Annotated in this window: 3 protein-coding genes and 1 pseudogene; 3 read left to right on the forward strand and 1 reads right to left on the reverse strand. The window is 33.8% G+C overall.

The genetic code is table 11. The features are described 5' to 3' along the window. Positions 1-293: 293 nt before the first annotated feature. Positions 294-1,643, reverse strand: coding sequence for a replication initiation protein RepC (gene repC / locus ACFIK6_RS09290; protein WP_375642575.1), 1,350 nt, complete (start codon positions 1,641-1,643; stop codon positions 294-296). A gap of 819 nt (positions 1,644-2,462) precedes the next feature. On the opposite strand from repC, the gene ACFIK6_RS09295 reads away from it, so the two are divergent. From ACFIK6_RS09295 to ACFIK6_RS09305, 3 genes and pseudogenes are all read left to right on the forward strand, one after another. Then, on the forward strand, positions 2,463-2,813 hold the full coding sequence (locus ACFIK6_RS09295; protein ID WP_012755107.1) for a TrbC/VirB2 family protein: 351 nt from the start codon (positions 2,463-2,465) through the stop codon (positions 2,811-2,813). A gap of 18 nt (positions 2,814-2,831) precedes the next feature. Continuing rightward, entirely contained in the window at positions 2,832-3,155 is a 324-nt protein-coding gene (locus ACFIK6_RS09300; RefSeq protein WP_273724672.1) for a type IV secretion system protein VirB3, read from the forward strand. Further along, positions 3,155-3,694: pseudogene (locus ACFIK6_RS09305) on the forward strand (transporter); the annotation flags it as partial. The gene ACFIK6_RS09300 and the pseudogene ACFIK6_RS09305, both read left to right, overlap by 1 nt.

A 3,694-nucleotide genomic window follows, 5' to 3' on the forward strand; every position in this document is an offset into this window, starting at 1 on the left:
CATGATTTTGGTGAGCGTTCCAGAGAGTTTGAGAGGCAGATAGCCTCTCATTAAAAAGTATAAAAGATCTAATAAAATAATTGCTAAATAAAAATATCTTGTATATATCTTTTTTTGGAGGAAGAGGTTCTAAAAAGTTATCCCCGCTGGATAAGTTGATCATTTATCTCTTTCTCTTTTTTCAAAATCAAAAATTTTTCTCATTTTCGACCTTCTTTACGCCTTTTAAAAATAAGGATTAATGTCCCTAAAGATAAATAATTAAAATATTTATTTCATATATAAATTATTATTTATATAACCTTTGACATTGTTAGATTTTTTAACGTTTTATTGAGTTCAAACTCAAACAAAGATCTTTTTTCTTCGTTTAGCTTTATTTTCTGATTTTTTTCTAAGTTTAAACTATTTATTTTTTCTTGATCATCTTGTTTCAATAAAGCAAATAAAGAACGCTCTAGATATAATTCTCCCTTTTTTTCTTTATCAATCATGCCGCGGAGATATCCTCCTGGTGATTTTACAAGTCCTCTAGCATATTTTTCAAAAATGATGGCAATTGCCAGAGCTGTTTTTTTAAGCCCCATGATTTTTGTAGCTTGTTCAGCGGCATGTTCTGAAACTTTAATCATTCTGTACATAGGATACATAGAATGTATCAAATCGCTTTCTGTTTGGAAACTACATTCAGAAAACAAGATGGCATTTGGTAAAGCCTTTTCCAGTATCTCCGGCTTAATTTGAGGCAATGTACTACTTTTTGAAGGAAGTGAAGGTTCGGTTTTGCCATTCTCTATATTTTCATAAGCCATTTTATCGTGACCGGAGGTCACACTAACGATTTGAGTGTGTTCAGAGTTATCTGAACACTCATTTTTGTTACAATTACAATTATAGTTAGGGGTTGTATGTTCTATGTGTATGTCATTGGAGGCATATCTGTATGTCGTTTTTAATGTTTTTAGCTTAAAACAACGCTGTAAAATCCATTCAAAAAGATGGGATGCCTTTTGTAATTTTTCAAAAGATGCTTTTGTTGGTCGACCAATAATATGAAGAATTTTTTGCATTCTAGAAAAAAGCAATGAGATAAACGGAGTTTCTTCCATTTCTGTATAACAGGTTTTAATTTGACGCACCAATCCTCTAAAATAATGCAAAGCTTCATTCTTTTTATCATAACATTCCAGAGCTTCATCTGCTTTTTGCTTAAGTTCATGATATCGCGCAACAAGAATACGTAAATCAATACCGCAAGCTGTTACGATATCATCGCTATGGTTACGTATAGGATAGCGTTTAAAGTTACCAGAGTCGCGCATAACAATAAAACCACAATCATAGAGAGATGAAAGCAATCGACTAACGCGTCCTTCACTACGACTAATGTCATAACCAAGTTGTTGATTGCTTTTGAAAACAATAGGAACTCCTCCTTTTTCAAATGAATCTCTTGAAGCTGTATCCAGTAACTCAAGAAGAAGTTCGCCTTCTGTTTTTTTAACTAAACCAGTTTTTTTCATGTTTTTAGCCAATCCAATCAATTGACCACGGCTTACAGAACCAATCTCAGCAGTTTCTGCTAATTTTCTAAATTCTATATGATGTGCATTTATCTTTCTTCCAGATGTTTTTTTAACCATAATTTTTAAAACCTCTCTATTGGAGGCAAAAAAATGTTAAAAATACCCTTTTTCCACAAAATTTCTCTTGCAGAATGCATCTCGATAAATTAAATTAGGAATTAGTTTGTTAATTTAATCTACCGTATAGTAAGTACGGGTATTTTTAGAAACCCTTCTGTTAACGCAGTTGGGTTTTTATTTTTTTGCCATTATATTTCCCTCTATTTGAAACGACTCATAGCTTGAAAAAAGCGTGTCAAGGTCAAAGCTATATTAAAAAGAAAAGATTTTCAATATGGTAAAGCTTTCAAACAACTGTTTTTCATGGCAATACAACCAATACAACCTACAACAACAGCAAAGCGAAATAACATATAACTAAGGAAACGCGCTCTTGTTTAGCGCTATAGAAAACAACCTATACGAGTAAATGAATTTTAAACACAATAATTTTTCTTTGCAAGAATTGTCCACCAAGGACTGTGTGTATGATGATTAACTTTTTTCTGATAAAGCTCGTAGTGGAATATTGCCTTGATTTTTTAGTAGCGCTTGAAAGAACGTTTTATCGATAATAGTCAATGGGAATATAACTTCCGTGATCTCAAAGTATCCCAAAATAATAATATAAATTAAGACAATATATTTATTGTCGCTGCTCTAAGAGATTTTAAAAGTATCATTTTGAATATTATTCAATATTTCTTCATTAATTAAGAAAAGATTAAATATTTGTAATTTTATAGTAGAAAAAATTATTTTTTCATTTTATAGGATGGATTAATATTTTAACTATTAATTTAATTTTCAACTTTAAAATAGCGAGGGGGTTTTTTCATGGAAAACATGAATAATTCATTCAGTTGTGAACACATCTTACCAAAAACTACTCTACCCAACACACAAAAGAAATGGCTAACAGCAGCATTGATGCTGTTTATTGCCTTCATCGCACTGAGTGAGCCAGCATTTGCTGCAGGCGGCTTCGGAAAAATTGAAAGTGCTCTTCAAAAAATAATTGAAGCTTTAACAGGAAACATTGCAAGATCGATAGCAACGATTGCAATTGCCGGTATTGGGATTGCATGGATTGCTGGTTATGTTGAAATGCGTAAAGCTTTCTTTGTTTGTATTGGCATCGGCATTATCTTTGGTGCACCACAAATCGCATCAATGTTTTACAGTTAAACGTTGTCTTTCAAAGCCATGAAAGAGCACGACAAGCTAACAGAAGATACGTTATTTCTTGCTTGCACGCGCCCTGCAATGATTGCAGGCGTGACGGTGGAAGCTATGGGATTAAATGCAATAGGAACGATGATATTGTTCATTATGGCAGGCAATATTTTTCTTGTAACTATTGGGATTGCAATGCATTTCATATTCAAGGAAATCCTAAAGCATGACCATAACAAATTTCGTATTCTTCTGACATGGCAAAAGACATCTATCTTTGCCAGAAATTCGAGTCTATGGGGTGGGGGAAGTATTTCTCCATTGCGATTAATTCGTAATTATGAGGAATTATAATGAATGCTGCTCAATGCAAACGTGAAAAGCAGCCAGAGGCGATTATCCCTTATGTGCGTCATGTTAATAAACACATCATTGCGCTAGATTCCCGCGCTCTCATGTCCGTTATTAAACTTGAAGGCATTAACTTTGAGACAGCGGATATTATTGATCTGAATGTTCTTCACGAACAGCTCAACAATCTGTTTAAAAACATTGCGGATGAACGGATAGCGCTTTATAGCCATATCATCAGAAAGCGTGAAACCGTTTATCCGGATGGAACTTTTAGATCGGCATTTGCCAAGCAATTAGATGATAAATATCGCGAGCGGATGATTTCACAGGAGCTTTATCGCAATGAGCTTTATCTTTCAATTTTGTGGAATCCACACGTTGATAAGACGGACAAATTAGTGGAGTTTTTCAAACGTTTAGGCAAAGCCAAGCAAGAAAAGACAGAAGCTGACGCAGAGTCCGTTCGCAAGCTTGAAGATATTACGACAGATCTTATTCAAAATTTAGAGCGTTATGGTGCAAAAAGACTGAGCCTTTAT

Source organism: Bartonella sp. AS69XJJH (genome assembly GCF_042195585.1).
GTDB lineage: Bacteria > Pseudomonadota > Alphaproteobacteria > Rhizobiales > Rhizobiaceae > Bartonella.